The organism is Pelagimonas varians (assembly GCF_003208435.1).
Classification (GTDB): Bacteria; Pseudomonadota; Alphaproteobacteria; order Rhodobacterales; family Rhodobacteraceae; genus Pelagimonas; species Pelagimonas varians.
The window spans coordinates 234168-260395 of the sequence record NZ_QKMF01000003.1; the positions used below are offsets into that span (position 1 = coordinate 234168).

General features: G+C 55.7%; 23 protein-coding genes. 5 read left to right on the forward strand and 18 right to left on the reverse strand.

What is annotated here, in order from left to right; all coding sequences use genetic code 11:
- Nucleotides 1-202: 202 nt before the first annotated feature.
- The 6 genes from C8N36_RS05490 to C8N36_RS05515 form a co-directional block, all read right to left on the reverse strand.
- Nucleotides 203-1048: an alpha/beta fold hydrolase gene (locus tag C8N36_RS05490; RefSeq protein ID WP_097805567.1), complete on the reverse strand. Its 846-nt coding sequence runs from the start codon at nucleotides 1046-1048 to the stop codon at nucleotides 203-205.
- Nucleotides 1045-2121, reverse strand: a complete 1077-nt coding sequence (locus C8N36_RS05495; protein ID WP_097805568.1) for a branched-chain amino acid ABC transporter permease — start codon at nucleotides 2119-2121, stop codon at nucleotides 1045-1047. Before C8N36_RS05495 ends, C8N36_RS05490 begins: the two co-directional genes overlap by 4 nt.
- A gap of 1 nt (nucleotide 2122) precedes the next feature.
- The gene (locus C8N36_RS05500) at nucleotides 2123-3115 is read right to left on the reverse strand and encodes a branched-chain amino acid ABC transporter permease (RefSeq protein ID WP_097805569.1); all 993 of its coding nucleotides are present in this window, start codon (nucleotides 3113-3115) and stop codon (nucleotides 2123-2125) included.
- A gap of 8 nt (nucleotides 3116-3123) precedes the next feature.
- A complete protein-coding gene (locus C8N36_RS05505) occupies nucleotides 3124-3828 on the reverse strand; it encodes an ABC transporter ATP-binding protein (RefSeq protein WP_097805570.1) in 705 nt (234 codons plus the stop codon).
- Nucleotides 3825-4592: an ABC transporter ATP-binding protein gene (locus C8N36_RS05510; protein WP_097805679.1), complete on the reverse strand. Its 768-nt coding sequence runs from the start codon at nucleotides 4590-4592 to the stop codon at nucleotides 3825-3827. The genes C8N36_RS05505 and C8N36_RS05510 overlap by 4 nt, the downstream gene beginning before the upstream one ends.
- A gap of 66 nt (nucleotides 4593-4658) precedes the next feature.
- Nucleotides 4659-5858, reverse strand: a complete 1200-nt coding sequence (locus C8N36_RS05515) for a substrate-binding domain-containing protein (RefSeq protein ID WP_097805571.1) — start codon at nucleotides 5856-5858, stop codon at nucleotides 4659-4661.
- Between the two features lie 95 nt (nucleotides 5859-5953).
- Between C8N36_RS05515 and C8N36_RS05520 the strand changes: the two genes are divergently transcribed.
- Nucleotides 5954-6562, forward strand: coding sequence for a LuxR C-terminal-related transcriptional regulator (locus C8N36_RS05520; protein ID WP_245910734.1), 609 nt, complete (start codon nucleotides 5954-5956; stop codon nucleotides 6560-6562).
- A 28-nt stretch (nucleotides 6563-6590) separates the two neighbouring features.
- On the opposite strand, the gene C8N36_RS05525 is transcribed toward C8N36_RS05520, so the two are convergent.
- The 3 genes from C8N36_RS05525 to C8N36_RS05530 form a co-directional block, all read right to left on the reverse strand.
- On the reverse strand, nucleotides 6591-6782 hold the full coding sequence (locus tag C8N36_RS05525) for a hypothetical protein (RefSeq protein ID WP_097805573.1): 192 nt from the start codon (nucleotides 6780-6782) through the stop codon (nucleotides 6591-6593).
- A gap of 334 nt (nucleotides 6783-7116) precedes the next feature.
- Nucleotides 7117-7248: a hypothetical protein gene (locus C8N36_RS24660; protein ID WP_255253615.1), complete on the reverse strand. Its 132-nt coding sequence runs from the start codon at nucleotides 7246-7248 to the stop codon at nucleotides 7117-7119.
- 106 nt (nucleotides 7249-7354) lie between these two features.
- Nucleotides 7355-9409 (reverse strand): coiled-coil domain-containing protein, encoded by a 2055-nt coding sequence (locus tag C8N36_RS05530; RefSeq protein WP_097805574.1) that lies wholly within the window; start codon nucleotides 9407-9409, stop codon nucleotides 7355-7357.
- A gap of 262 nt (nucleotides 9410-9671) precedes the next feature.
- On the opposite strand from C8N36_RS05530, the gene C8N36_RS05535 reads away from it, so the two are divergent.
- Complete coding sequence (locus C8N36_RS05535) at nucleotides 9672-10886, forward strand: MFS transporter (protein ID WP_176527108.1); 1215 nt, start codon at nucleotides 9672-9674, stop codon at nucleotides 10884-10886.
- A 78-nt stretch (nucleotides 10887-10964) separates the two neighbouring features.
- Here the strand turns inward: C8N36_RS05535 and C8N36_RS05540 are convergent, their stop codons facing one another.
- The 4 genes from C8N36_RS05540 to C8N36_RS05555 form a co-directional block, all read right to left on the reverse strand.
- Nucleotides 10965-13571, reverse strand: coding sequence for an SH3 domain-containing protein (locus C8N36_RS05540; protein ID WP_211318226.1), 2607 nt, complete (start codon nucleotides 13569-13571; stop codon nucleotides 10965-10967).
- A gap of 237 nt (nucleotides 13572-13808) precedes the next feature.
- Complete coding sequence (locus C8N36_RS05545) at nucleotides 13809-14129, reverse strand: EF-hand domain-containing protein (protein ID WP_097805576.1); 321 nt, start codon at nucleotides 14127-14129, stop codon at nucleotides 13809-13811.
- A gap of 9 nt (nucleotides 14130-14138) precedes the next feature.
- Complete coding sequence (locus C8N36_RS05550) at nucleotides 14139-14570, reverse strand: hypothetical protein (protein ID WP_141468120.1); 432 nt, start codon at nucleotides 14568-14570, stop codon at nucleotides 14139-14141.
- A gap of 95 nt (nucleotides 14571-14665) precedes the next feature.
- A complete protein-coding gene (locus C8N36_RS05555; protein ID WP_097805578.1) occupies nucleotides 14666-15322 on the reverse strand; it encodes a response regulator in 657 nt (218 codons plus the stop codon).
- Between the two features lie 77 nt (nucleotides 15323-15399).
- Here C8N36_RS05555 and C8N36_RS05560 point away from each other — a divergent pair, with 77 nt between their 5' ends.
- Complete coding sequence (locus C8N36_RS05560) at nucleotides 15400-17322, forward strand: MFS domain-containing histidine kinase (protein WP_245910735.1); 1923 nt, start codon at nucleotides 15400-15402, stop codon at nucleotides 17320-17322.
- On the opposite strand, the gene C8N36_RS05565 is transcribed toward C8N36_RS05560, so the two are convergent.
- The 3 genes from C8N36_RS05565 to C8N36_RS05575 all read right to left on the reverse strand — a co-directional run bounded on the left by C8N36_RS05565 (nucleotide 17319) and on the right by C8N36_RS05575 (nucleotide 19654).
- Nucleotides 17319-18215, reverse strand: coding sequence for a hypothetical protein (locus C8N36_RS05565; protein WP_110767817.1), 897 nt, complete (start codon nucleotides 18213-18215; stop codon nucleotides 17319-17321). The two genes, C8N36_RS05560 and C8N36_RS05565, sit on opposite strands and share 4 nt — an antisense overlap.
- Before the next feature lie 76 nt (nucleotides 18216-18291).
- Entirely contained in the window at nucleotides 18292-19221 is a 930-nt protein-coding gene (locus C8N36_RS05570) for a hypothetical protein (RefSeq protein WP_097805581.1), read from the reverse strand.
- A gap of 40 nt (nucleotides 19222-19261) precedes the next feature.
- Entirely contained in the window at nucleotides 19262-19654 is a 393-nt protein-coding gene (locus C8N36_RS05575; protein WP_097805582.1) for a hypothetical protein, read from the reverse strand.
- A gap of 271 nt (nucleotides 19655-19925) precedes the next feature.
- On the opposite strand from C8N36_RS05575, the gene C8N36_RS05580 reads away from it, so the two are divergent.
- Complete coding sequence (locus tag C8N36_RS05580; protein ID WP_097805583.1) at nucleotides 19926-21839, forward strand: hypothetical protein; 1914 nt, start codon at nucleotides 19926-19928, stop codon at nucleotides 21837-21839.
- Nucleotides 21840-22022: 183 nt separating this feature from the next.
- On the opposite strand, the gene C8N36_RS05585 is transcribed toward C8N36_RS05580, so the two are convergent.
- Nucleotides 22023-22925: a LysR family transcriptional regulator gene (locus C8N36_RS05585; protein WP_097805584.1), complete on the reverse strand. Its 903-nt coding sequence runs from the start codon at nucleotides 22923-22925 to the stop codon at nucleotides 22023-22025.
- A gap of 177 nt (nucleotides 22926-23102) precedes the next feature.
- Here C8N36_RS05585 and C8N36_RS05590 point away from each other — a divergent pair, with 177 nt between their 5' ends.
- Nucleotides 23103-24845 carry an arylsulfatase gene (locus tag C8N36_RS05590; RefSeq protein WP_097805585.1) on the forward strand — a complete coding sequence of 581 codons (1743 nt, stop codon included), beginning with the start codon at nucleotides 23103-23105 and terminating at the stop codon, nucleotides 24843-24845.
- A gap of 360 nt (nucleotides 24846-25205) precedes the next feature.
- Here the strand turns inward: C8N36_RS05590 and C8N36_RS05595 are convergent, their stop codons facing one another.
- A complete protein-coding gene (locus C8N36_RS05595) occupies nucleotides 25206-25619 on the reverse strand; it encodes a hypothetical protein (RefSeq protein WP_097805586.1) in 414 nt (137 codons plus the stop codon).
- Nucleotides 25620-26228 lie beyond the last annotated feature (609 nt).

Sequence of the window (26228 nt, forward strand, 5' to 3'; positions counted from 1 at the left end):
TAAATTTATGCAATATTTGGCTTTTATTTGGCAAGTGGCATCATCGACAGGCTAACCGCAACGCGATTTGCTCGCTCCGGTTTTTGCTTTTTGGGATGGGGGAAATCGAATGCGCTGTTCGGTTGCAGCCAAACTCTAAGGGCCGGCTCGGGGGCAATTAAAACGGCGATGTAAACAGGGGGCGGGTGCCCGATCGGTTCGGTTATCCGAGTGTCTGAAAAGCGGTCCGGACCTGTTCAATGTCTGCCGGTCTGGATAGGGTGGGCGCATGGCCGCAATCACAAATCCCAGTGCTTGAAGGCTTTGGGCCAGTGCCTAGCATCTGTTGCAAAATGCTTTGGGTCAGCAGGTCTGACTGCTCACCGTAAAAAACATGCGTGGGGGTAGTTATGCTTTGCCATCGATCCCAAACGGTCATGTCCTGAGGCGCGTGGGTAAACTGCGAGATAATTGCGGGGTCATAGTGCAATGTCAGCTGGCCAGACGACGTCCGCCGTAAGGAGGCCAGTGCCATACGCTGCCAAAATGCATCTGGCGCAGGGCCAAAAGGGGCATAAGCCTTGCGCAGCCAGACTTCGGCCTCGGTGTGGGTGGCAAACTGTGGGGGATTGCCAACATAGGCCATGATGCGCTGGATTGCAGGGGCAGGCACTTCGGGGCCAATATCGTTGATCAATAGGGTGTTCAAACGTGCATGCTGGTCGCCAGACGCGATCCACATTCCGATCTGTCCGCCCATCGAGGTCCCCAGTAAGTCAGCGCTATCCAAGCCATAGGCGTCCATGAGGCCAAGTGTGATTTTCGCGTAACTTTCAACCCGGTAGTCGGTGGTTGGATTGGCGGACCAGCTTGATCGTCCGCGCCCGATCATATCGGGGCACAAAACATGGTAGTGATCTGACAGGGCCGACGCGATTTCATCAAAATCGCGTCCGGTGCGGGCCAGTCCGTGCAGCATAAGCAAAGCAGGTGCCCCGCCTTGCCCCCATTCCGTCACATGAACTTCATGCCCCATGACCGGTACAAAATTGAAACGCGGGCCGCTCATTTCCGCGCTCCTTTGGTCATCACAGTGCCTGCGATGCCGCGCGGGAAGAAGTAAACCAGAAGAATAAAGATGATCCCGAGCCAGAAGAGCCAGCGATCAGGGGCGAGCAGCTCTGGCAGCAACGGAATGTTCGCCGTTGCCTCTGACGCGGCACCCATCAAATCCCGTAAATAATACTGGGCCATGACCATGAGAACAGCGCCGATCACCGCGCCCCACATTGTGCCCATGCCGCCGATCACTACCATCAGTAAGATGTCGATCATAATCGCAAAAGACAGCGCAGTATCGGGGCCCGTGTACTTTAACCAGATCGCATAGATGGATCCAGCGACAGAAGCCGCAACAGCCGAAAGGCAAAAGACAAAGGTGCGGTAGGCAACAACACGATACCCAATGGCCTCGGCGCGGGATTCATTTTCTCGAATGGCTTTCAAGACCGTGCCGAGCGGCGAGACTGTGATGCGCAACATCACAAGGAAGAGGGCCAGAGAGGAGAAAAAGACAAAGTAGTAAGCCGCCAGTTTGCCGTTCAGTTTAACGCCGAACCAGCGGACCACTTTGCCGTTATCATCCACCATCAGCTTGTTCGCGGTTTTGAACAGATCCGGCGCGCGGTAGGTGATCCCGTCTTCGCCGCCCGTCAGATGCGAAAGCTGCGAGGCCAAGACCAACACAACCGAGGCCGCAGCCAATGTAATCATCGCAAAGAAAATGGCTTTGACCCGTAGGCTGATCAAGCCGATGACGGTGGCCACGACGAGTGAGACAAGGATGCCTGCCAGTGTTCCAATCGCAACTGCGTCCCACCCCGGCCCCATTTGCTTCAAGGCAATGGCCGCCCCGTAAGAGCCAAATCCAAAGAACATCGTATGGGCGAAACTGACGATGCCTGTATAGCCGATCAGCAGGTCATAACTGGCAACCAGCACGATGAAAATGCAAATGCGGGCCGCGACTTCGAGGGCGCGAACGTCTTGAAACAAGAAGGGGGCAAAAAGCAGCGCAGCGGCTATGATCAGCATACCTGTTTTGACGGCCATGGTGCCGTAAGTATTGTTCACATGTGCCATATTATTTCACCGCCGGACGCAGGCCGCTGGGCCGCCACATCAAAATCGCCATCATCAAAATCATGTTTGAGGCAAGCGCCAGTTTGGGGGCGAGATAGCCAATGTAATTGGCCGTCAGGCCGACGATGATGGCCCCCAGAAGGGTGCCTTCGATGGAGCCTAGGCCGCCAATGATGACAACGATAAACACAACAATCATCATCTCGCCGCCAAGCGCGGGCGTAATCAGGGTTTCATATCCGGCCCACATCGCGCCGCCCAATGCCGCCAATGCGGACCCCAACATGAACACACCGATAAAGAGGCGGTTGATTTTGAACCCGAGGCTTTCGACCATTTCACGGTTTTCCACCCCCGCGCGGATCAATAGTCCGATGCGGCTGCGGTTTAAAAGAAGGTAAAGACCAGTGAACACCACAGCCCCAAGGCCGAAAGCAAAGACGCGGTAAATCTCGATGCTGACATCACCGATGATCCAGGCCCCGTCTAAAAAGGACGGGCGCGGTACGGTGACAGGGGTGCCGCCCCAAACCGCCAGAATGATCTGTTCGGACACAATCAGCGCACCCATTGTGATCAGGATTTGGCGCAGGTGATCGCGGTACACAGGTCGAATGATCACGGTCTCAAAAAACAGACCGGCCGCAAGGCCAAAGGTGATCGCGGCCAGCAGCGCTAGACCAAGCGCCGCAGAGGCCAAGAGCACGCTGTCGCTGTCCAGCCAACCGCCCAAAGCCGCCAGAACGCTGGCCGCAACAAAAGCCCCAAAGCTGATAAAGGCCGAATGGCCAAAGTTCATGACATCCATCAAGCCAAACACAAGGCTGAGACCCGAGGCCATGAGGAAGACCATCATGCCCATCGACAGGCCCGCAATGGTCAAGGTGACCCAAGACGACGGCGCGCCGATCAAGACAAATGCGATTGCAGCCAGCACGACCGGTAGCAGGTTAACACCGCCGTACCGGCCCAGCGTTTCAGATAGTTTGTCCATGAAACCCCTCATGCGGACAGGCCCAAAAGATGGCCTTGCAATTCTGTGTCGGCAGCGAAACCTGCCATTGAACCGGTGTGAACCACGCGGCCGTCTTCAATGACCGCCATGTCGCGCCCAAGACTGCGGGCAAAGTTGAAGTTCTGTTCGACCAGCAAGATGGTGGTGCTTTGGGAAATCTCGCGAAACGCCTCGCCCATTGCGGCCACGATCGACGGGGCAAGCCCCTTGGTCGGCTCATCGATCAAGATCAGGGCGCGCGGTTCGATAATGGCCCGCGCAACAGCAAGCATCTGTTTTTGACCGCCGGACAGGCTCCAGGCTTGTTTTGTCCAGAACTTTTCGATGGCCGGAAACAGATCATAAATGCGCTGCAACCGCTTTTGGTCAAAGGTGCCCTTGGCGGTGGCAAGGATCAGATTTTCCTCGACGGTCAGGCCGCCAAAGATACCCATGTTTTCTGGAACATAGGCAATGCCTTTGCGGGCAATATCTGCGGTGCCCATGCCTGAGAGGTCTTGCCCCTGAAAGCTGACGGAATTCGCGGATGGCTGCCACAACCCCATGATCGACCGCAGGGTTGTTGTTTTGCCAGCGCCATTGCGCCCCAACAAGACAAACACGCCGCCTTCGGGGACATCAAAACTGATGCCATGCAGGACGGAATATTGCCCGATGTTGGTTTTCATATCTTTTACACTGAGCAGGGTCATGCCGTTTCCTCTGTCGCGGTGCCCAGATAAACGTCGCGGACAATCTGGCTGGCCATCACAGCGTCGGGTGCGCCGTCTGCCAACAGCTCTCCGTTGTGCAAAACGATAATGCGGTCGGCCAAGGCGCGCACCACGTCCATTTTATGCTCGACCAGTAGAACGGTTTTGGTGGGGTCTGCCTTGATTTTGGCAATCAGTTCCAGCACGGCCGGGGCTTGGTCCAGCGACATGCCGGCAGTGGGTTCGTCAAACATGTAAATATCCGGTTCCATCGCCATCAAAAGCGCCACTTCGAGTTTGCGCTGATCGCCATGCGGCAAGGCAGAAGCGGGCATAAAGGCCTTGTCGGTCAGCTGCGCGGCTTCCAGATAGGTTTCGGCCTTGGCGGTCAGTTCCGTCAGCTTTGCGGCAGGGCGAAACAGCCCCCATCCGGCCCCGGCCCGCGCTTGGACTGCCAGACGGATATTTTCCAGAACGCTTAGCTGCGGAAACAGGTTGGTCAGCTGAAAAGCGCGCCCGATACCGTGAGCGGCGCGCGCAGAGGGGGACATGTTTGTGATGTCGACCTCGCCTTTGTGCACGCTGCCAGAGGAGGCTGGAAGCTGGCCTGACATCAAATTGAAATAGGTGGTTTTGCCTGCCCCGTTCGGGCCGACGATCACCGTGGTTTCACCAGGGTGAAAGGCACAGGTCACCTGATTGACCGCGACATGCCCACCGAAACGGATTGTCAGGTCATTGGTTGAAAGGGAAGGTTGGGGCATGAAAAGGGTCGCTTTTGAGTGAATGCCCGGCCAGCTCGCCAAAAGGCGGTGGCCGGACATTGGGGGTTAGTTGTTGTTGCGTCCTACTGGGATACTCATTTCATCGGCTTCGATGATGCGGACCAAATCGGGGATTGCCCAATCAACATTATCATCCACACGGATTTTGAAATGGACCATGGATTGAAGCGCCTGATGATCTTCGGGGCGGAAGGTCATTTTGCCTTTTGGCGTCTCCCACGACATGCCTTCCATCGCGGCGATCAGGTCTTCAGTTTCATAGCTGGTCGCTGTTTCTAGTGTTTTGACCACGGCCAGCGCCGCCGCCATGCCGCCAGCTGTGAAGAAATCAGGCGGGCCGTCAAAGCGTTCTTGATGGGTGTCGACCAACCACTTGTTCACCGGATTGTCGTAGGCTTCGTAGTAGTAGTAGACCGCGCCCTCCATGCCGGGGAAACGCTTGTAGGTGGGCAAGACGGGCAGGATATGGCCGCCCATCGATAGTTCAATGCCATAGCGCTCTGGATCCAGAGCTTGAATTTTACCGGGGGCATCGCCGCTGCCTGCAACATAGACCAAAATAACCTTGCGGCCTTCTTTGTCTTTGAGAGCGTTGAACATACGTTCCGTTGCGGCGGTGAAATCCGCTGTGCCTTGGGGGACGAATTCTTCGGTCACAATCGTTGCGCCACTTCCTGCAAGGGCAGTTTTGAACGCTTCAATCCCGTCGCGGCCAAAGGCATAGTCTTCGGCAAGCGTTGCAACAAACAGGTTTTCGTCCGGCTTTAGCGCCAGTGCTTGTGCTTGCATATCCATCGACGAATTGCGCGATGTTTTGAAAATATATCGATTGCTGTCAGGGCCGGTCAGGCTGTCGGCAACCGCTGGTTCGACAATAAGGATCTTCTCGTATTCTTCGGCGATGGGCAGCATGCCTTTGGTCACACCAGACGATGTTGCACCAACGGCGAGCAAAACTTCGTCATCGCCATAGGCTTCTGCCAAAACGGCCCGCGCCACATCCGGCTTGAACTGTGTGTCCTTGACGATCACCTCAATGGGGCGACCTTTGACTTCGTTGGTGCCGCCTGTGGCGTATTCCAAGCCAAGTTCGAAACCGGTTTGTGCCTGTTTGGAAAAGGCTTCAAAGCTGGAGCCGGACAGGCCGTGGATCAAGGCAATCTTGATCGGCTCCTCTGCCGACGCCGCGCCTGCAAAAGCGATGGATGTAGCAACCGTTGCGGCAAGCCGCGTCAATAATTTCATGGTATCCTCCCTTAAGGGCTGATGCCGCCGTTGCGCGCACTTAGCCCCTCGTTTAGTATCGGACCAACATCCAAGACATCGCGCTTTGGGGCAAGATAGTGAAAATACGTACCGATGATTGCTACGCGGAGGGAAGCTTTGCCGAGCTGGCTTTTACCTATGCGCCCATCGGTTTGGTGGTCACCGAAATGCGGGTCATCCGCGCGTGTAACATCGCCTTTGCCGATATGTTTGGTTACACGTGTGATGAGCTGCGCAATCAAATGTTTTCAATCCTTTACCCTTCGGTGGAGGAGTTCGTGAATATCCGTGATCGCGGTGTAAAGCAGCTAAGCGAAACCAATACCTATCGGGATGAACGGATCATGGCGCGCAAGGATGGCGCGCTGTTCTGGTGCCGTGTACGCGGCCATTCCTTCACCACCGACGATCCGCTTGCACGTGCGGTTTGGAGCTTTGCCGACCTTTCCGCAGAGCGCCCCTATGTTCAGCTCACTCGGCGCGAGCGAGAGATTCTCAGTCATCTCAGCGAAGGTTTGACGAGCAAGGAAATTGCCTTGCAGCTGGACATTTCACACCGCACGGTTGAGGTCTACCGCGCCAAACTGCTGCGCAAATTCCATGTCAGCAACACAAGCAGCCTTTTCCATTCTTTGGGCGGGATCGACGGTGATCACGTGGTTTTTGCGGGCGAAAAGACTTGAGGTGAGGCATTTGCTGTCGCTTCGAAATTCAGCGGACAGTCTCGCCGATATAGCTTTCGACACATAGCATCTTGCCTGACCCGATTTCCCCGTCAAACTCTGCGTCCGGAAGTTCACCCTTGTGAGGACGGGTAAAACCGGTTTTCAAAGTGTTTTTTAGGATGCCCCCTACACGGTCCGCATCGTCTCGAAACCTCATGCCAGCGTCCGTGATGCGCATATTGCATACACCTGTTCATGCGCGATTTTTTAACTTCGCGGGGCTGCGGTTGGTACGCGTGGACCAGAGTGAAATGCCGTTGAGAAATCCGAATAATTCCCGCTGCAACCGACGACATCGGTGTCCAAGGCAATCAACTCGTTCTCCCCGGTCACATTGCAGGATGTCTCTTGAAACCATGGGTTGGACCGTTGGCCAGCATTCAACACCCGTGTTTCGCAATACTCCGCATTCAGAGAGGTCACCGATGGATGCTGGCAGCCGTGAATTCGAACGAAATGGATTTGCCTGCGGTCAGAAGATAGAGGGACGGGGCATTGTCTTGGTAAAACTCTTACATGTTGCTCGCGCCGGAGGCGTCGTGAATGTGGATTTTATCGGACAAAATCACCGCATCCACACCGTAGCGCGGCATTTCTTTGTGCCCGTGGCCAAGCCGGTACGGGCGGATGGCTTTTTGTTCCATGCCTTCGCTTTCTGGTGCGCGATCCCTGCCCAAACCGGTCTGCCAAACCTATGGCCAATCCAAAGGCCGGACAATTGCAGGCAAGGGGGCGGCACTGGCCACACCGTTATCGCAGGCGGATGGTCAACGGCAGCCGGATTTCCGCGCCCTGACCCAGAGTGGTTAGAACGTCCGGCCCGACCGTGAACGTCCCATTGGCGGTGCCGGGCCGTGCGGGCACTCCGGCAATCAAAAGATCAAAGGCTTGGTCTGCATCGCTGAGTGTAACCGTGATCGGTTGATTGGCTGCTATTTCGAAAAGGCCATTTCGTACGTATTTCAAGGCGGGGCGTAGGCGTTCTTGACCGGGTAGCAAGCGAGCGCGCTCTTCCAAAAGCTCTTGGCGGCGTTTGCGCAGGGCTGCAATTGCGATTGCATCCCTGTCCTCAAGCAGATTGATCAGTTTGAGGGCTGCGACTGTCTCCGCAACCTGAAACTGCGCTGCGGCATAGGCGCGAAGCTCGTCTTCCGTGACCTCGCGCGCAATCTTTTGTTTTGCCGTTTCAGTCAATTCATCGATGACGATGCCCTCAAGAATGCCAACCAGAATGTTGCTGGATCTGCGTTCACCAATGTCTGACAGAGTTTGCCCCAGACGCCGACCCATCGCGCGCCGGGTCGATCCGTGTTCGAGCGCCTCTTGGACGGTCGGGCGGGCGGTGTCTTGCAATTTGGTCAATTGCTCCGCCAATGCGCCGACACCTGTTTTTGACAGCGTATTCGCCGCGCTTTTAGCGGTTTCTTCACCGAGTTTCCGGCGCAGCGCCTGTGCGTCTGTTGTTGGTTTGCCGTCGGGCCCAAGTTCTGCGTCATAGTAGGTTGGCTTTGATAACAAGACGTTATTGGTCGCCTGAACGCCGGCAATCGCGATGAAGACATGGGGGCTGCCCTTAGACGCTATTGCTGCATCAGTTATCTGGACCGCCGCTTGTGCCAGCGCTTGCAGCAGGTAGCTGCTGGACGCCGACAGCGCCAGATCGTTGTTTGCAGCACTCGCCGCAGCGAGTGAATTGACCAATGCTTCGTCGGCCACCACCCGTGATTGCGCCAAGGATACACTTGCATGGTTGAGCGCAAGCAAAGCGTCTTCGATCTGCTCCAATTCGGTATGCTGGTCCAAGGTGCGTTCCAAAAGCGCATGTTGGGTTTCAATCTTCAAAACGTCGGGTATGCCCTCATATCGTGCTTGTGACACAGCAGTTTCGGCGGCCACAACGCGTTCTTGGGCCGGACCAAGATCGTCCTTAATTGTTGAATTCAACACTGTTCGCGCGGCTTCCAGTGGCCCACCTAACGCGCGCATTTCAGTTTCAAAATAACGTTTTTCGTTGGCTGCGGCAGCAGAGCCCAGTTCCAGTTTGGCAAGCCGTTCACGATAAGGAACAGCACGCTGGTCGGCCTCTTTTGATATTGAATCTGTCAGCTCTGCCACCCGAAGGGTCAAGCGGTCGACAGATCGTTCCACGGCCTCCAGTTCTAACCGCGCATCGGTGAGACGCTGGAGCGCTGCGATCTTGCGGTCCTTGGGGACATTTGCCTCAACGGTGACTGATCCGATCAAAAACTCGACAAGATACTCGGGTGCAGCGCGGTCATGCAGGTCGTTGATCCGGGCCAATGCTGTTGCGGCGGGGACAATGTCCTGGTTCAAGCCGCTGGGCCAGTTTTCATCATCGAAGGTGTATTGATAGCGAAAAGCGGTAGCTGCGCCGCCAATCAGTGCAACTCCGACTTGATTGAGGACTGCAGAAATCACGAGCGTATCCAGCAACTCGCTGTCCACGATGGCGGCTCTGTAGCGGCGCAAGGCTTCCAGAGTGACAGGTTTGTTGGTAGATAGCGCATCCAATGCTTCTTCTGTTGTTTCCAGCTCGTCTTTCAGGGAATTCGGATACCCTTTGGGAAGTGGCAGGGCACCCTCAAAGCGGGTTGTCAGCCACTGAGTTGTAAAGCCTTCTTTGTCTTCAACCATGTATCTTAGGGTGGGCACCATGCGTTCAAGCATTAGGATCATCCGGTCGCGTTCTGACTGAATAAGTGCTTGTCGTTCTGGATCAGCGGCATCGGCAGATAAAAAAGCCGGACAAAGGCAAGCGGCCAAAGCCGCGATTAGTCCACGCATGAGTCCTGTCCCCCCAAGGTTAAAACAAAATTCATTTCAGTGTTCTTGGCCCAGTTTACACCGTTTTTCGGGTTTCCTTTAGCTTTTTATAAATCGGGAAAAGGTCGGTGTATCGCTCACTATATTTCGGTGAGGGCCGGACGCACATGCCTTGCGGTCTGGGTTCTCGCCATGTGGATGTGTGGCGCAAACTGTGGCCTTGGCGAAAACTACGCCACCGAATGTCCTTTTCTTTCACAGGCGATGCGCGCAACAGAGGGGCATGACGATTCTCAGCTTTCTTCGTGACAATGCGCCTTGGCTCGCTGCCGGTGTGCTGTTGACCCTGCTCAGCAGCTTTGGGCAAACGTATTTCATTTCGCTATTTGCCGGTGAAATACGCGAGGCGTTTCAGATCTCGCACGGCGAGTGGGGGGCGATCTATGCGGTTGGAACCACGGTTTCGGCCATCGCGATGATCTGGGCCGGTGCCTTGACTGACCGTTTTCGTGTTCGCGTGCTCGGGGCGGCTGTGCTTGTGTTGCTTGCCGTATCTTGCCTGTTTATGGCGATAAACCCTGTGTGGTGGCTTTTGCCTTTTGTCATTTTTTGTCTGCGGTTCACGGGGCAGGGGATGGCCAGTTTGACGGCAGTTGTTGCCATGTCACGCTGGTTCATAGCAACGCGCGGCAAGGCCTTGTCGGTGGCCAACCTTGGATTTGCGATTGGTCAGGCGCTTTTGCCAATAATCTTTGTCGGATTGCTGGCGATCTATGACTGGCGGTTGCTTTGGGTTGGGGCGGCAGGAATTGCGCTTTGCGGTGTGCCGCTTTTGTTCGTGTTGCTGCGGTCAGAGCGAACTCCGCAATCTATGGCGAAATCGAACCAGTCGTTGGGAATGCGGTCCATGCATTGGACTCGGAACCAAACTGTCCGCCATCCTTTGTACTGGTTTATGGTTCCGGCTCTTTTGGGACCGGGGGCCTTTAACACCGCGTTCTTTTTCCATCAGGTCCATTTTGCTGAAATCAAGCAAATGACACATGTCGAACTGGTGGCGATGTTGCCGTTCTACACAGTGATCAGCATTGCCGCGATGGTTGTGGCTGGTTGGGCGTTGGACAAGATCGGCACAGCGCGGCTGATAGTCTGGTACCAACTGCCTATGGTCGCCGCTTTTGTAACCTTTGCCTATGCGCAAACTTATGGGGCAATGCTGCTTGGGTTTTTCTTTCTGGCGCTTACCACTGGCGGCAACTCGACACTTCCCAACGCCTTTTGGGCCGAGTTTTTTGGCACGCGGCATTTGGGGGCAATCAAGGCAATGGCTGCTGCGGTCATGGTTTTGGGGTCTGCAATAGGGCCGGGGGTCACTGGATTGGGCATCGATCTGGGCGTCGGGATTGAGACGCAGTATCTGTTTGTCGCGGCCTATTTTGTCTTTGCGACAGTGATGATGGCCGTTGGGGTTGCTAAATACCGGTCTGAACTGATCTAGCCATGCGGGACTGCGAACCAGCAGAAGGCAACAAAAAAGGCTGGCCAATTGCGCCAGCCTTTTGTTGTTTCTAGACGCTTACCGTCTTCTGTGTCCACCGCCGCCGCCGCGGTGACCGCCGCCGCCTGAGGGGCGGCGCTGCGGCGCTGCGCGGGTCGGAGTACGCTGCGGTTTTGCGCGTGTCGGCGTCCTTGGCGCTTGCACGCGCTGCTGTGGCTGGCGGGGTTTCGGCTTTGCGCGTGGTGGCTCAACCCGTGTTTTGGGTTTGGCAGCCGGCCGTGCACGTTGCGGAGTGTCGCGCACCTGATTGGACCGTTGGTTGGCCCGTTCGCGAGCCGACACATCACGCGAAACACCGGCAGGGACGCGGTCTGCTGCAGGTCTGCCGTCGCGGCGCTGGATCCCGTCTTGGGCTTTGCCCTTCAGTCCACCGTTGCCGTTTTGGTTTTGCAAGCGGTCGCGTGCAGTTGTACCGGCTGCGGGGCGTTGCAACTGATCGCGTGACGGGGCTTTGACATCATTCCAGCCATTGCCCGGATCCCACGATTCCCAATCATCTCCGACTTTGCGGTACACTTCGCCGTCGCGTCCGGCAAAAGTGTTGCCGCGCCGTCCGCTCATGGCAAACCCGTCTCCGCGCGAGCTGTCCCATTTGACGCCCTGTCCACCATTCTCGCGGTCAGCGGCTTTGATGTTCAGGTGTTCCGATCCATTGCGAACCGAGGCGGAGCCCCATTTGCCGTAGATGTTTTCACCTCCCCGTGCGGCCACTTTGGTGCCGGTCCGGGGGTTGTTGGCATAGACAAAACCGCGGCTGCCACTGGGGCCATAAACGCGGGCACCGCGTGCATAGGTGCCGGTTCGTGGGTTCCACGATGTCCGCGCTTCGATTCCGCGATACGGGCCGTAAGCATATCCATAGCGCCCGTAGTTGCCGCGCGCCGGATTATAATAAATGCCGCCGCCATAGCTGAGCGGGCGCGGGTAGTAGATCGGGCGATTGTGATGGTGCCAGTAGGGGTTATAATACCAACCCGTGCCATGCACGAATACGCCCCATGACAAGAACCCGAACAGATAACCGGCGGTAAAGCCATACAGCGCTTCGTTGTCGTCATATTCGTAGACGCGCACATAGGTCACGTTATGAACAGGGGAGGACGGCGGGATTGTATAAATTGTTTCCGGAACCTGTGTGGCAGGAACCCAAGGTCCGTTTGCAGTATCAGACGTGAACCAAACCCCGTCGACAACCAAAAAGTACTTGCCTGACACAAGGATGACTTGCGACTGGGTGTTCACCGCATAGCTCATGTCGGTGCCTTCAATCGGCGCAAACTCCGGCTCGCCGTCATAGCTCACGGTCGGCGGTTCGATGTCGGCAAGGCTCACCCGTGCCAATTCGGGTATGGCAGCGCGCAGACGGGCTTCGTTGGCTTCCGAGGTGCCCGGAACACTGGCGCGAACCGTGTAATAGGGAACATCGTCGGGAATATTCTGGAAGTCTTTTGGCAGGTCCGGTGTGGCGAAGGCCCAAGGGCCGTCTTCCAATGAGGCGGTGCTGAACCAGCGACCTGACACCAGATAGTAATAAGTGCCTGTGGGCTTGTGGCGAAAAATGTCGGCCTCGGTGTTCGACGCCCATTCCAGATCACCGCCCGGAACAGCCTCAAAGGTCGGGGGGCCATGGAACAAGACCATCTCGCTTGGGGTTTCGGAGTAGAAGATATGCGGTGCGCCTTCGTCATAGACCACCGGTGTCAAAGCTTCACGGGTGTCCGTCCAATTACCGTCTTCGGGCAATGCGGATAATTCAGCAGGCAGCTCGCTGACTTCTGTCCATGGCCCTGTCAGTTCCGGTGCCGTCATCCATGAAGATTCATCTCGTATCCAAAGGGCCCCGCCGACGCGAAACAAATCCCAATTGGTGTTCACGACAAATTCGACATCCGGCGCACCTTGAACGGGGGCGAAAATCGCGGTGCCATCCGTCTGCACCAAGCGGCTTGCATCTTGCGAGACAAAAATCTGTGGCGGATCGGCCTTCAGACCGTCGACATCCGTGACCTGTTGATAGTTCGCCAGACCAGCGACAATGCGTTCTTCGGGGACCGTCAATGCACCTGTCGGCAACAGCTCTCCGACGCCAACAGACACTTTGGCCAATTGTTCGCGTTTCAAGGCAGAAAAATCCATCTCGGTCACGGTCATGTTGGACACCACAACCGTTCGATCATCAGAGTTTTTCGCCGTATCGCCGCGCAACCCAATCACGCCAAAGATTGGTTCGGCCGTTTCGGTTTCGCGATATTCCGCCGCCAGCAAGGCATCAAGTTTCAGGAAGTCGGCCCATTCGGTAAACTGTGGCTCATACAGAACGATAAACGCGTCCCCTTCGAGCCCGAATGCCCGAGGCCAGGGCGACGTGTTTTCACCTTCGGTTTCCATCAGATATTTGCCGCTGACAAAGCCGGTTTGACCCTCGAACTCAACGGCGCACCACGCGCCAGAGCCATCGCAATCCAGCAAATCAACGGTCGAGCTTTCGGGGATATTGCCCAACACATTGGAACCAGTGCCCGGAGCATCCCGGAAATTCACGTTGGCTGTCACTTGTGCCGGCCCCGCCGCCAAAGATGACACCGACATGGCAAAACATGTCATAGATATAACGAACTTCTTCAAGGAGCTCTCCTGCGATTGGTCCAAGTGTATCGTACAGATAACCCCAAACATTTGAGCTGCAGTGGTTCCCGCCCAATACAATTTTAAGTTACCAAATCAAAGCCTACTCAATTTAAAGCCAGCTGGGAAACTGTTTTCGTCTTGCGGGCATAGTGGGCAAATTCCTGCAAGACCAGTTGGGGAAACAGGGTCAATCAAGAAGTCCGAGGCGGGGCAAGGGACCTGCCTGCATTGGTGTCACTTGTTCCGATAACCCGTGTCGGCAGATCGCAATTCCTCGGGAGAGGCGAGGTTGTCTTTGTTTGCGTCTACAATCCCAAAGGCAAATCTATAGGCGGCAAAAGCGCGAATTGTTTTGGCAGTTGGTTGGCCGGACTTGGCCATGGCTTGCACAAAGATGCGAAACTCAGGCAAGGACAAATTGCCGTCGCGATTGGCGTCGGCGGCGACAAAGGCATTGATCTCTGGTTGCGTCGCGGAAAACACCTGTGCGCGAACGTTATAGGGAGCGGTGGCGAATAATACGCTGAGCAGGGCTGCGAAAACGGTTTTTTTCATCAAATGTGCCTATCTGTTTTGCGCGGGTTCTTTGGACCAGCGCAGGAAATAGATATTGCCGGTTGTTCCCCGCAAATCCAAAGGCGCCATCATCGAGATGTCAAATCCGCCGTCGGTGTTCCGGGACCAAAGCACCAAAGTCTGGCGCACGGGCAAAAGGTCAAGACAGCCGGATGCGCCACTTGCCACAACAAGATCCGGTTTCACATCACGACGATTGCCCAGTCCTTTTTCAGTTGCGTTCTGCGTTGGGTTCTCCAGACAGATGCGCACCAATTGGCTGGGATATCCGCCGGACATACGCAGCCCCACCACCATATCGACCTGATCGCCGCGGGCACCATGAAACGACACAAGATCGTCGCCTTGGGCGATCCCGATATGCGGCCAGATAAACACGGAAAGGATGGCCAAAATCCATCGTATTAAATGTCGTGACACCTGTCTCTCCCGTTACAAAGGCGCTGGGCCTGCGGTTCAGGATTAAACTAGCCTTTGGGCCGGTGTCGCAACATGGGGCCAATCCCCCATTCAAGTCAGAGTTCCGAGGCCGGATCGACCAAGCCTTCGCGCAAGGCAAAGGCCATAAGCTGGGGCACGGAATGCACATCCAGTTTTTGCATCATGCTTGTCCGATGCTTGTCGACCGTCTTGACGCTGATCCCCAGAATTCCGGCGATGTCCTTGTTCGAATGCCCAGCCAAAATCATATTGAGCATTTGCCGCTCCCGCCCCGTCAGTTGTGCGCCCTTGGGCTTTTCTTTCAAGGCCGCAACAAAGCGCCGGGCGATATAGCGTTGGCCCCTCAAAATACTTGGCAACCGCATGTATAATTCTTGATTGTCGTCGCCCTTGGAAAACAGTCCATCAACGCCGCTGTCGACCAAGGCGCTGATCATCCCGATCGCGGTCACGCCGGTCAGCACCACAATCTTGGTATCCGGGCTCCACCTGCGGACTTCGACCACCACTTCGGCACCGCCGGCAAGGGGCATTTGCACGTCCAAAAGCAACAGGTCGGGTTTGTGTTGGCGGGCCAGCGCGATAGCTTCAAGGCCATTTTCCGCCTCGCCTGTGACCTCTATTCCGTCTGGGTCAATCTGCCCCGGCGTTTCAAGCGCGGCGCGCAAACCGCTGCGCACTATTGCATGATCATCCGCGACAACGGCATAGTATTTCCCACGCTCTTTCATTTTGAAATTCCTCAAAGGTCCTGACCAAAATGTGCCATGTCCGCAGGTTGATACCCAGAGTTTTGGCCTGCTTCGTGATGCTTTTTGTCTGGTGCGGTACGGTGCAGGCACAGTTGGTTGAATTGGCTCCGGGCCACGAAACCGCCGATATGGTGCCGGATCTAAGCTATTGGGCCTCGCTTGATCCAGAGGTCAGCGCGGCGATCAGCGCCTTTCGGGACGGGCATTTCAGGCGCGGCTTGCAGACCATTTCCTATAGCGCGCGGCATTCGCCTGAAACATGGGCTGCGGTGGAAATCATCAATCAAACCGCAGAAGATGGCCGACCGGATGACCGGTTTGTAGTGACACTGGATGCGCCTTTGGTCAGCGGTGTGCGGATATTTTTAGTGCGGACCGGCGGGCTGACAGAAAACCTGACGGATTATTCGATCTTTGAGCCGTTTGACCCCGTTGACCATGTGGTGAACCGCTTGCGGACGCCGGAATTTGCGCTGTCGCCCGGTGAACAGGTGACCTTGTTGACCCATGTTCAAACCGGTCCCTTTCCCGATTTCGGTATGGAGATTCACAGCCCCGACTATTTGGCCCAAGCTTCGTTTGGGTGGGGGGTGGCCTTGACCGCTTTTTATGCCTTTGCGCTCAGTTGTTTGGTGTTTTTCTTTGGCTTTCAGGCCGCGATGCGCAGTGCTGTTGGCGTCTGGAATGCAGTCCTGTTCCTAGTGTTTTTGGGGGTGCTGAGTTTTGTTGACGGCCTGTTGTTCCGCGCGGTTTACCCCCAGCACCCTGAATATGCCTCCGGCATTGGCTTTGGCCTGTTGTTCGCGCTGTCGGGGGCAGGTTTTTTGGTGGCGGGGGCAGGGGTGGCCCGCATTGCGCCGCGCCTTGGTCGGGCCGTGTCTGGACTGGCGTTATTGTCGCTCGCCGGGTTTGGTTTTGCGATTTTGGCGCCGGGGCCAATCGCAGCAGTTTTGTCTTATGCATTGATAGGTGCGATGCTGATCGCCAATGTCGTTTCCGCGCGGGCCTTTGCCCAAGATGATGTCGCGCCGCCCGTCGGGGCGATTTGGGTGGCCGGTCTTGCGGTGCTGGGCGCTGTGGTTGTGATTGCTTTGGTGGTTAGCGGGCTGGGAGGGCGATGGCTTGATGCGCCGACGGCGATGCGCGCGGTCTTTGCAGCATTGCTGTTGGCAACGATGACTTTTTTGACTGCAAATGTGATTGCGCTGCGCCGCCGTCATCTCAGCGCAGTCGAAGCGCGTGTGGAAGCGCTTCAAGCCGAGGCAGACCGCAATCGGGAGCTTTTGGCGGCAGAGCGCAACTATGCCCGCGCCCGCGAACTGGCGGCTTTGCGGCAACGGCAACTGGCGACCGCGTCACATGATTTGCGCCAACCGTTGATGTCCTTGCGCATGACGTTTGATGGACTGGCCACAGGTATGCAGCCCGAGGTGAAATCGCGTTTGAATGATGCCTTTGATTATCTGGGCGCGCTGGCCAGTGGCTATGCTGAAGATGGTGCCGATGAAGGCTGGGACGGCGATGAAACGGCAGGGGATGGGGGCGACACAACAGAGATAGAGACCTATGCTCTGTCCGTGCCATTGGGGACTGTTTTGCAAATGTTTCAAGGTGAAGCGCAGGCCAAGGGGCTGGACCTACGGGTTGTAAGCAGCGCGCGCGACACCACCGCGCCGCCGCTGGTGTTGATGCGAATTGTAACAAACCTTGTGTCGAACGCCATCAAATATACCGATAAGGGCGGCGTTCTGGTTGGGGTTCGGCACGGCTCCCGGCCACGGATTTGGGTTGTGGACACTGGTCCGGGTATGCGTGCACAGGACATCGCGCACTTTAGCAACGCTTATGTCAAAGGCGACAGTTCAACCGGCCAGGGTCTTGGGCTGTCGGTTTGTTTTGACCTCGCGCGTGACCACGGCATGTTGCTTGAGGTGACATCGGTACCGGGGCTTGGAACCTGCTTTTCTTTGTCTCTTTAGGGACAGGGGCCTTGGCTGAGGCGGGCGTCGCCGCGATAACAGACGTTTAATGCCCCAAGGCCAGTGACAGTCCATTGCGCGCCGCGTTGCTGCATCAACACCCGATAGGCACGCCCGGAAACGGAATCATCGGCCCATCCGCTGCTTAGGATCGTCGCTGCGATTTGATCGCCGGTTTGCTGCATCGCGGTTTCGATTTGCGGGCGGCCTTCTTCTTGTGTGGGAAAGTATAGGTTCAAATGGCTGGAAATCTGCTTGGGGTCTTCCAACGTCAGGGCAGGTGTTTCCAAAACGGTGAACCCATCCAGATCAAAAGACAGGCCCAGTTCCGTCATCAGGGCCCCTTGTTTCGGGGTCTCATAGGGGGATTCAGGCATCCAGAGCCAAACACGGTCTTGTCCGTCTAAATCTACAAAGGCATCCAGCAGTTCTGGGCGGGTGTCATTCACTTGATAGCTGTGCGAAATTCGCCCGTCGCCGATGCCCGGGGCTATCCTCTGGCTGGAAGAAATCACGCGAAAATCCGGCTGGACATCGGGGGATGACACCAAGGGGGACACCGTCATTCGACCCGTCTTTACGCGATGAGATGGCCTGCCTGATGTCTGAGAAGTAGGCACAAAGCTAAAGCCGGGAATAGGAAAGAAAAGCGGGGTCAGGATGCCGCCTTCGTCATAGACCATTACGTAAACCAAATCAGAGAATGTTGCGCGGCATGGGATCTTGTGCAGTGTCCCTGCATCGAATGGTTGGCTCTCGATCTCCGGCGGTAGGCTGCATTCTTGTGGGGCAATTGTTTCGCGCAGATCAAACAGGGCATCTGCGTCTGCGGCCTGCGCAGCTGCGCCAACAAGACCGGACAGGGCGATCAGGGGAAGGTGGATCAGTTTCATAAAAGGGCTCCGAAAAATTGAGGTGGTGAAAGTGGCCCCCTTGGGTCCATGGGGGCCAGTGTACTTGGGGCAGGGTTTAGTTCCAAATTTTGGTCAGGGCGTAGGTCACCGCCCCGCCACCGCCGAGGCTGCCAATACCGATCCCGATTGAAAATCCGGCGAAATCGAAGGGCTTGGAGGTAAACCACATGTTCAGTCCAACTCCGGATCCCGCATCGAATTCGGCGATAGTGCCAAAGGCGTGCCCGTCAATTTTGGTGTGACTTGAGCGAAAGAAAGAAAACACCAGATCGTTGCCTCCGCCAAAGTGATACCCGCCGCTCAGCGATGTGGTGGTATAGAGCTTGGGAGTGCCATCGAAATCCAGATCCATAGCAAATCCGGTTTCATGGGCACCGCCAGCTACAAACGAGCCACTGGTTTCTATCCCGACAGTTACGGTCTTGAACCCCATACGTTCGAGCGCTTCAAAACTCGTCCGCAGGTCTGAATTGTTGCTTAAAATGCGCTGTATGGCGCGGCCGTCTTTGTCTTTGATTGCTTGGGCAAGTGCCTTGGCGTCGCGCCCATCTGGCAAAGCAAGCGAGATTTGACGGGCGATGCCTGCAATCTCGGGCCCGTGTTTGCGGCTTGCGGCTTGAAGTTTTTCCTTTTTTCCGCCGCCAAAGACACCGCCTACTGTATCTCCAACTTTGTCGCCGATCTGGCCGATCATAGTGCTGCTGGCCGGAACGCATTTTCCCTTTTTAATCAATAATCCAGGTTTGCAGGCTTTGCCCTTGGAAATAATCTTGCAAGCTTTCTGGCCTTTGGCTCCGCAGGGTTTGCAATAGCCGCGCACTTCGCGCAGCCAGGTGCGGCACTCTGGGCCGGGCTTGTGCCAAGCGCAGGCTGCCTGCCCGGACCCGCCACAGCTTTTGGCCAGTGCAGCTGATGGCGGAGCCATTGCCGCAGAGGCCAAACCGAGGGCCAATATCATCAAGACGCGTTTGATAAGAGGTTTCATGGGTTTGTCCTTTGCGAAAATGGCTTCCAGTCAGTGTGGGTCAGTCGGTCAAAACGACGTTGAAGGTGCGGTTGCGCTTACACTCTTGAAACTCGGACGAGGCACGTTTTAGACCGCTCCATTTGTTGAAATGCTTGTTGTCGGTGCGGGTGCGGTAAAGGATCGTCACCTGCGTCTGGCGTTCATTTGCATGTTCAAGATTGCGGGTGACGGTGAATGGCTGACCTGCGGGGACGTCCTGATTGCGGATCGGTTCCGATTTCTTGCCGTAGCCGGAAATCTTGAAGTTCAGATCAACCACTTTTATCAGCCCGCCGGTCAGGTTTTCCGCATGGATATAGGCATCCTTGCAGTTGCCGCGGGCATGGCCCGGTGTGGCCAAAGAAGCAGTGATGGCGATCAGGGCGGTGGCGAAAATTGTCTTGGCGATCATGGTCTTGTTCCTTTTGGTGCCGGATCGAATGATGTCCGGTGGTTGGGTTCGTTTGTGTTCGTCGCTGTGCCGACGCTGCGTGTTTTGCCGTTCGACATCCTCATCATGCCGAATGCCGGTCGCCCTTGGGATCGGGGAAACACCCCATTTGACAGGGGGCGAATTGGGGGATTTCCCCCAGTGCTTTGAATCGCCGATCGGTGCCTACTCAGGGCAGTTTCGGCCTAACGCGGCCGCCTGATTACACCCTTTAAGAATAAGGAGAGCTCCGATGCTCCGCTCCAAAACCACCTTTTCCGCCCTTATGCTGATCACCACCTGCCTATCCGGTTTTGCCAATGCGCAGGCCGCGCCCGAGATCACCCAGATCGAACTGGGTCAGGCAGGCATTGCCCGCTACACCATGACGGCCGAAGCCAATGGCAACCTGATCAGCTTCACCGTGCCAGAGGCCGCTTCGAGCGATGTTCTGGCGTCTTTGGTTGTGCGCGATCCGGCGGGCGGCGTTGTTGATCTGCAAACCGATACGCCGGGGTCCGCAGCGGCGGCGCTGCGTGAAACCGCATTTTCCAAAGGTGTTCCGCAAGACACAGAGCAGCTATTGAGTGCGCTTCGGGGGGAGATCGTAACCGTGACCACGGCGACATCCAGCATCACGGGGCAGGTCATGGGGCTTCGCCACTTTATCGCCGTTGAAGATGGCGAAGGCGTCAACCGTGCGGCAGTCATTGTGCTGTCGGGGACAGGCGTTGTTGAAATCGTGCTGACCCCCGGTGTCAGAGTTGGCTTTTCACCCCAGATTGCCGAGAAGCTGGCCGACGCCCTTAATGCAGGGCAAGTGACCCGCGCCACCCGTCAGTTTGACCTGATGCTTGAGGCTGACAGTGCCCGCGACGTGGATCTTTCGTATGTGACCGAGGCGGCGGCTTGGAAAAACTCTTGGCGTTTGTTGCTGGACGAAGGGCGTCTGCAGGGTTGGGCTACCTTTGAAAACGTCTCGGGTGCGGATTGGGATGATGTCGAGATGACCCTGACCACGGGATCACCGGTGGCGTTTGATCGCGATTTGATTGACCCGCGATTTGTCAGCCGCAGCAAGGATGACAGTGCCAAACCCCAACCGATTCAAGTTAAGGCCAGCAGCGCGGGGATTGGATTGCTGTCCATGCATTCCGGCCGCGCCCATTCGGTGGGTAGGGCCCAAGACTCCGGCCCCGCCTCGGGAAGCGCCTCTGCCGGAGATGCCTTGGATAGCAGCGGTATTTTGCGCTACAGCCTGCCGGATGCCGTTGATCTCAAGGATGGGCGCACTGCAAACCTGATGTATCTAGATGTGTCAATCGAGCCTGAAATTCGAGGCCTGTATCGCCCGTCCAAAAGGCAGGGCACGATCTTGATGGCGGCCTCAATCACTTCTGATCAGGCTTTGGCATCAGGGCTTGTCTCGGTTCAAGATGAAAATGGATTTGTTGGCGATGCGCCATTCTTGGGGATGCAGGCCGGTCAATCGACTTTGCTGCCCTTTGCGGCGGTGACTGGCAGTGATATTCAAACTGTTGAGGACAGAGGCATACGGCTAACCACGGTTGTTCATCAGGCTGGCAAACTGACACTGGATTTCGAAGACACCCGAACAACAACCTATTCGGGCGCTTTGCCAGACATGGCCGATTTGTTTACAGTCGAGCATCCGGTTGGGTTTGGAGAGTTGGACAGCACCAACGGTGAGGCCGAACAGGCCAATGGCATCTATCGGATCACTGCTCCGGTCATGGATGGATCGGGTATGGTGTCATTGGTCGAAACCAACCGGTTCCAAAAACGCGTGCGTTTGGGGGCGGGGGATTTCGGGTCTGTGTTGGCGGATATTGAATCCGGAAGGATCACAGTAAACGACAATCTTCGTGCAGCGTTTGATCAGGCCAGCGCATTGAAGGTGAAGGTCGAAACGGCGCGCCGGTTGGAGGACGCCGCAAAAGCCCGCTACAAATCCTTGGGAGAAGAGCAAAAACGTTTGCTGGAAAACTTAAAGGGAGTGACGCAAGAGGCGCTGCGCACCCGCTATCTTGAGGCATTGGACAAAACCGAGACCGAGATTGCCAAAAGCTTTGACGACATGGATCAGATTAAAGCGGAGTATCAAGCGTTCGAAGCCAAGTTGTGGGCAATTTTCTCCGATATGTAACTCAGGACTTCATGGATAGTTTGCAAGATGGCTTCGGCGGCTTGTTTGTTGGGGAAAGGCCCGGATGGGCCTTTCCCTTTTTGGCCGACAGTTCCGCAGTGTCACGTGACCCTTAGTGAAAAGATGTCAGAGGGTCTTGGCAGCGTTAAAAGCCTGCGGGCTAAACGGATGCCGGCCCTTCCCTTAGGGCTGTCCAGCCAGCAAAGCATCCCAGAACAAATGTGCCGCTTGAGATCCAAGACCGCGCCTGCGGGCAGCGCAAATGTTCCACGGCATTGGGTGTGATAACTGAACCTCGCGGTGGGTCCCATCTGCCACGGCCTTGGCAAATGTTTCGGGCATACCTGCACAAATGTGGTCCGTTTTGGCCGTCAAACGAATGAGCAAGTTGAAGTCATCACATTCGATGGCGGGCATTTCCTCGACCCGCCGCCATGCCGTTGAATCCCCGCCAAGCATTGTTGCAACGGTTGCCCGCCAATGCCTGTGCAGATGGGCCGAAGCCAGCGGGTAATCAAACACTTGGCGGGCGGCTATTGGCCCCAGTTCGTGGATCGGATGGCCAACCCGCGCAAAAAATGCCACCGACCGTTTTTCGAGTACTTTGATATCGAGATTGGCAAGGTTGCTGGTATGGGTCAGATCCACAATGACAATATCAAGAGCGCCAGCACGCAGCTCTTCGACCGGTTCTTTGGTTGCCCGAACAACAACTTTGACCCGCAGATCTGGCTGTTTGGCAAGCATCCGTTCCAGCAACGGCCCGATGAGAGTATCCGTTGTCAACGGACCGCATCCGATGCGCAAAAACATCTCTGTTGCGTTTCTCGTTTGCCGTAGCCCATTTTCGAAACGTGTCGTCGAAGCAGTATAATCATCTGCCAAAAGTAAGAACCGTTCGCCGCCAGCGGTTAGGGCTGACCCGTTTTTGCGGCGCTCAAACAGCATGAACCCGCAAAATTCTTCGGCCTTGGCGATATGGCGTGAAAGAGTAGCAGTCGACATACCCAGACTCTCTGCGGCTTCGTGAAAGCTGTGAAAACTCGCCAAAGCCCGAACTGCGGCAAGTGTGCGATCGTTGAGCATGGCGTTCTCCGTTGGGTTTCGGGGCGGATATATTCCGTAGATTGCGCAACTTGCAACGCCTGTTTCACAAAGTGTAACACGCAGCAAGGATGGTCGCTTTTGCTGTACCGACCTGCAAAACGGGGGGGGCTTCGGGCCAGCGGCCCCAGTGTGTAGGTAGTTGCAAAAGGATTCCAGATGGATTTCGGAAAGACATTTCAGACATTGACGGGCGCTTGTGTGCTCTCAATTGTATCCACGCAGGTATGGGCGGAAGACGACCGCCCGAACATCCTCGTTCTCATTGCGGACGACATGGGGTTTTCCGATGTTGGTGCTTTTGGCAGCGAAATTGAAACTCCGACCATTGACCGGTTGGCCGCGGAAGGGATGTTGTTCACCAACTATCATGTTGGCGCATCCTGTTCTCCGACCCGGACCATGTTGATCAGCGGGGTCGACAACCATCTGGCCGGTCTGGGCAACATGCTTGAGATCCAGGCAGACAACCAGTTTGGTGAGCCGGGTTATGAGGGGCATTTGAACGACAAGGTTGTCGCCTTGCCGCGTTTGCTTAAGGATGCGGGTTATCACACTTATATGACCGGCAAATGGCATCTGGGGCATGAACCGGGCACGATCGCCTATGATCGCGGGTTCGAGAAAAGCTTTATGCTGGCCGAAAGTGGTGCTGACAACTGGGTCGAACAACCCTATGCGCCTTTCTATGATCGGGTTCATTATTACGAAGACGACACTCTGACCAGCCTGCCGACCGAGGGGTATTATTCCTCTGATTTCTGGACGCAAACGATGATCGACTACATCGACAGCAATCTGGGCGACGGCAAACCGTTTCTGGCTTGGGTTGGTTATCAGGCGGTGCATTATCCGCATCAGGCCCCGAAGGAGTTCATCGACAAATACGACGGCGTCTATGACGCTGGGTTCGAAGCATTGCGCGCCTCACGTTTGGCCACGCAAAAGGAAATGGGCTTGGTTTCGCCCGGGATCGAGTTGGACAGCGATCTTTTGAAAACGTCTTTCCAACCTTGGCAGATGCCGGATTGGGACGCGCTTTCGGATGAGGAAAAAGCTTTTCATGCGCGTCAGATGCAAACCTACGCGGGTATGCTCGACAACATGGACGGCAACATTGACCGGATTTTGTCCTTTCTCGAAGAAAAGGGTGAATTGGACAATACGCTCGTGATCTTCCAATCCGACAACGGCCCTGATCCGAACCAGCTGCCGCAGTCTGAAGCCTATCGTGATTGGTACAACGCCAATTATGACAAGGTGTATATCGAAGATTTTAACGGCGATTTCTCTTCCATGGGTCAAAAAGGTGTCTATGCGGATTACGGTCCGGGTTGGGCAGCAGCCGCTGCTACACCGGGCAGCTACTTCAAGACCTTCTCGACCGAAGGCGGCTTGCGCGTTCCGCTTATCGTCCGCTTTCCGGGTGTGGTTGAGCCGGGCAGCAAAGTTGAAAAGTTCGCCTATGTTCGCGATGTCTTGCCAACGATCCTAGAGGTCGCTGGGGTAGAGCGCCCCGGTCCGGTCTATGATGGCCGCGAGATTTATGTGCCGGATGGTATTTCGATGCTGCCAGTGCTGAAGGGGGACGTGCAAACCGTGCGCGGCGAAGACCAGCCGGTCGGGTACGAATTGGCCGGATCGTCTGCTGTGTTCAAAGGGCGCTATAAGTTGATGCAAAACCTTGCACCAAAAGGGGATGGCGCGTGGGAGTTGTTCGACATCGAAGCCGACCCGTCAGAGCTGACCAATCTGGCTGCGGACATGCCGGAATTGGTTGTAGAGATGCGGACCTTCTATGAGAAATGGTCCAAAGACGTGAACCTTGTTCCGGTGCCAGAAGGCTATAATCCGTTGGAGCAGACTGTGATCAACGCACAGCGGAATGCAGCAAAGCACTAACTGGTTTTATGCAAAATGATTTGGGCCGCTCTAACAGGGCGGCCCATTTTGTTATCTGTTCTTGAAGTAGACACGTAAGCATCGGTCAATTTGCAATGAAGCGGCCTGATGGCGGCGCAGATCTGGGGCATCAAGCGCTCTGATTGCCTCTGCCGTTGGAAAAGTCCCCCCATTGGTGAGCTACATTTACAAGCCGTGCGTCTCAGGGTGCCGAAACATATTGTGGGTACTAGTCGCCTTGACTGCGCGCGGCACGCTCAGCGCAAATACTACTCAAAAGACACCAAAAGAGCCCCCAATAGGGCTCTTTCAACAGGGTTTTCCAGATCGGCCAAGTTTATGATCGAAATCAATGGGTTTTTATACGTCGCCGACTGGACCCGCTGGATCCATGATTACAAGGCTGTCATCTGATCCGTTGTTGTCGTCATCATCGTCGTCGTTGTCGGTATTCGCCCAACCGCCGCCAAGTCCGAAATCAAAACCGCCGCGGTTGAAGTCATACCCACCGTTGAGTTCTAGATAGCTGTTTTCCATCATATAGGCGGCCCCGATGCTTCCACGCCAACCTTGGGATCCGAACATATAGTCAACCCCAAGGGAGCCCGCGAATTCATCGGGGGTATCATTGGAAAACAGGCGCACCCCCACACCGGAATTGATAGTCCCGTTTCCGAAGGTGAAGTTCAGACCAAATCCAAGGGTCGGGTCTGCTATCGCGGGGGCACCAAGGGCAATAAGGAATGCTGAAGCGGACAAAATTTTATGGGGCATGATGAACCTCTATGTTGTCGATGGATCAAGCCTAACCGCGACCGATGCGAAATGCAAAAAACACGTTCAGAAAAGTAAATGTGTCATGTGTGGACACAATGGGTTTTCCGATCAATTCCGTATCGAAGGCAATGTCTTTAGGCCCAAACTCTGCTAAATGAGGCCACCCCTGCTGGGCACAGTTGTCGGGTTTCAGCACGTCCAGATGCTGCGCGGCTTTTGCGCCCGTGACTGCATATGCTGCGGGCAAATACGTCCGTTGGTTTGCCTGACACCTCTGATCTCGTCATATATAGTCTTGGGAAAGTCAGCCTTGGTGCGGACGTCCGTTCTGCTCCGAAAAGTCCCATTAGGCATATTGCCAAGATAGTCCCTTGTTGACCGCGACCAATTCTGGGGACTTCCCCCGTTGAGGGGGAATGAGAGCGTTTTGCGCAAAAAGTCACCTGCCCCCTCAGGTCGGAAAAAATGCCCAAACCTTCTCAAAAGGGCGGGGAACAAAAGACCGGATGAACGTGCTGCGCAGGGGCACAATGAAAAGAGTTCTTGGAGAATTTCGCATTTGCAACTTACTCTCACACTATACTGCGGGGCAGTGGTTCTGCCTGC

Coding starts and splice junctions, on each gene's coding strand:
- C8N36_RS05490 (WP_097805567.1), bottom strand. CDS start 1,048: ATGAGCGGCCCGCGTTTCAATTTTGTACCGGTCATGGGGCATGAAGTT.
- C8N36_RS05495 (WP_097805568.1), bottom strand. CDS start 2,121: ATGGCACATGTGAACAATACTTACGGCACCATGGCCGTCAAAACAGGT.
- C8N36_RS05500 (WP_097805569.1), bottom strand. CDS start 3,115: ATGGACAAACTATCTGAAACGCTGGGCCGGTACGGCGGTGTTAACCTG.
- C8N36_RS05505 (WP_097805570.1), bottom strand. CDS start 3,828: ATGACCCTGCTCAGTGTAAAAGATATGAAAACCAACATCGGGCAATAT.
- C8N36_RS05510 (WP_097805679.1), bottom strand. CDS start 4,592: ATGCCCCAACCTTCCCTTTCAACCAATGACCTGACAATCCGTTTCGGT.
- C8N36_RS05515 (WP_097805571.1), bottom strand. CDS start 5,858: ATGAAATTATTGACGCGGCTTGCCGCAACGGTTGCTACATCCATCGCT.
- C8N36_RS05525 (WP_097805573.1), bottom strand. CDS start 6,782: ATGCGCATCACGGACGCTGGCATGAGGTTTCGAGACGATGCGGACCGT.
- C8N36_RS24660 (WP_255253615.1), bottom strand. CDS start 7,248: ATGGAACAAAAAGCCATCCGCCCGTACCGGCTTGGCCACGGGCACAAA.
- C8N36_RS05530 (WP_097805574.1), bottom strand. CDS start 9,409: ATGCGTGGACTAATCGCGGCTTTGGCCGCTTGCCTTTGTCCGGCTTTT.
- C8N36_RS05535 (WP_176527108.1), top strand. CDS start 9,672: ATGACGATTCTCAGCTTTCTTCGTGACAATGCGCCTTGGCTCGCTGCC.
- C8N36_RS05545 (WP_097805576.1), bottom strand. CDS start 14,129: ATGAAAAAAACCGTTTTCGCAGCCCTGCTCAGCGTATTATTCGCCACC.
- C8N36_RS05555 (WP_097805578.1), bottom strand. CDS start 15,322: ATGAAAGAGCGTGGGAAATACTATGCCGTTGTCGCGGATGATCATGCA.
- C8N36_RS05560 (WP_245910735.1), top strand. CDS start 15,400: ATGCTTTTTGTCTGGTGCGGTACGGTGCAGGCACAGTTGGTTGAATTG.
- C8N36_RS05565 (WP_110767817.1), bottom strand. CDS start 18,215: ATGAAACTGATCCACCTTCCCCTGATCGCCCTGTCCGGTCTTGTTGGC.
- C8N36_RS05570 (WP_097805581.1), bottom strand. CDS start 19,221: ATGAAACCTCTTATCAAACGCGTCTTGATGATATTGGCCCTCGGTTTG.
- C8N36_RS05575 (WP_097805582.1), bottom strand. CDS start 19,654: ATGATCGCCAAGACAATTTTCGCCACCGCCCTGATCGCCATCACTGCT.
- C8N36_RS05580 (WP_097805583.1), top strand. CDS start 19,926: ATGCTCCGCTCCAAAACCACCTTTTCCGCCCTTATGCTGATCACCACC.
- C8N36_RS05585 (WP_097805584.1), bottom strand. CDS start 22,925: ATGCTCAACGATCGCACACTTGCCGCAGTTCGGGCTTTGGCGAGTTTT.
- C8N36_RS05590 (WP_097805585.1), top strand. CDS start 23,103: ATGGATTTCGGAAAGACATTTCAGACATTGACGGGCGCTTGTGTGCTC.
- C8N36_RS05595 (WP_097805586.1), bottom strand. CDS start 25,619: ATGCCCCATAAAATTTTGTCCGCTTCAGCATTCCTTATTGCCCTTGGT.